The following is a 1,393-nucleotide window of genomic DNA, read 5'->3' on the forward strand; positions in this document are numbered from 1 at the left end:
TATGGCTGCAATCTCAACCTTGTTCTTGGTGCAACAAAAAGATGGCTTGGCAAACGGGGGCGTCCATGTATGACAATCGGGCACCGTCAAAACGGGCAACTGTCAGATCAAGTCTGAACTTCTACAAGTAAAGCACCCCCAATCTGACTGAACGGCAGGTAACCCAACTCATCCAGAATGACCAGATCCATGCGCATCAATGTCTGGGCTGTCCGACCGGCTTTCCCGTCGCGCTTCTCTCTTTCCAGTACATTGACCAGGTCTACCGTCGAGAAGAACCTCACCCGTTTGCTCTGCACCGTCACGCCAGCAATGCCGATGGCTGTGGCTAGATGCGTCTTGCCGGTACCCGGACCACCAATGAAGACGAGATTCTGCGCCGTGTCCGTGAAGACCAGCGTCGCCAACTGCCTGACCAGATGCTGATCGACCTGGGTAGCATCGAAGTCAAACCCCGCCAGATCACGGTGGGACGGGAACTTGGCCGTGCTCATCTGATGGTGGATCGACCGCATGGCGCGGTCGGTGTCTTCGGCTTGTAGCAGGTGTTCGATCAGCCAGCGGGATGCCGATGTTGAACTGTCCCCCTGGGCGGTCAGCTCCGTCCACGTACTCGCCATGCCATGCAACCGCAATGCTTTGAGCTCCTTCGCAATATCACGCATGACCCGCCCTCTCCACCGTCACTACGGTATCGGTGACACAGCGCAAGCTGTCATATCGACCGGTATTGGCACGCGGCGCCTCCTTCAGTTGCAGGCTCGTTTCCGCCCCCGCAGGCATCGGACTCGCGTTCAGTCTAGCCAGCACATTCAGCACGTTCTCAATACTGAGGGCGCCGGACTCGACGACCAGTTCTACTGCCACCAGCACCGCATCCAGACCCGCCATCGGGACGGTTGCCAGCACCTGGGCCATCACACGATCCCCACCGGGGTGGCGGAGTAAACCCTGATTCAGCTGCTTCAACGGGGTGGGCATGTCGGCAAAGGGCGCGCCGTTTCTCAATGCACCCGGCTTACGTGCAATCAACGGGATGTAATGCTGCCAGTCATAGCAGGTGCCTCATCGATCTAGTAGCCGTTCATGGCTGGCTACTACACTGTCGTCGGCGACGATCCTGACCTGGGTAGGATAAAGCCGGATACTGACCAGTTGACCGGCCAGTTCACACGGTACCGAGTAACGATTGCGGTGGATGCTCACTAGACAGGTCGAGGAGACCCGCGCTATCTTCTCCACGTAGCCATCAAACGGCGCCGGCATCGGCATCATCTCGGCCTGTTCCCGCTCCAACAACTCAGCGATGCTGAGGCCTTTGTGCTCAGGGTGCATCAGTTCAGCCCATAGCGCCCGGCAGCGATCTCCCAGCCAGACGTTCAGCTCGGCAAAG

General features: G+C 58.4%; 1 protein-coding gene and 1 pseudogene. Both read right to left on the reverse strand.

The window, feature by feature from the left end; genetic code table 11:
* Nucleotides 1-107: 107 nt before the first annotated feature.
* Nucleotides 108-665, reverse strand: a complete 558-nt coding sequence (locus CSQ89_RS21515) for an ATP-binding protein (RefSeq protein WP_099407987.1) — start codon at nt 663-665, stop codon at nt 108-110.
* Nucleotides 658-1,393: pseudogene (locus CSQ89_RS21520) on the reverse strand (Mu transposase domain-containing protein); the annotation flags it as partial. The pseudogene CSQ89_RS21520 and the gene CSQ89_RS21515, both read right to left, overlap by 8 nt.

Source organism: Chitinimonas sp. BJB300 (genome assembly GCF_002735695.1).
Classification (GTDB): Bacteria; Pseudomonadota; Gammaproteobacteria; order Burkholderiales; family Chitinimonadaceae; genus Chitinimonas.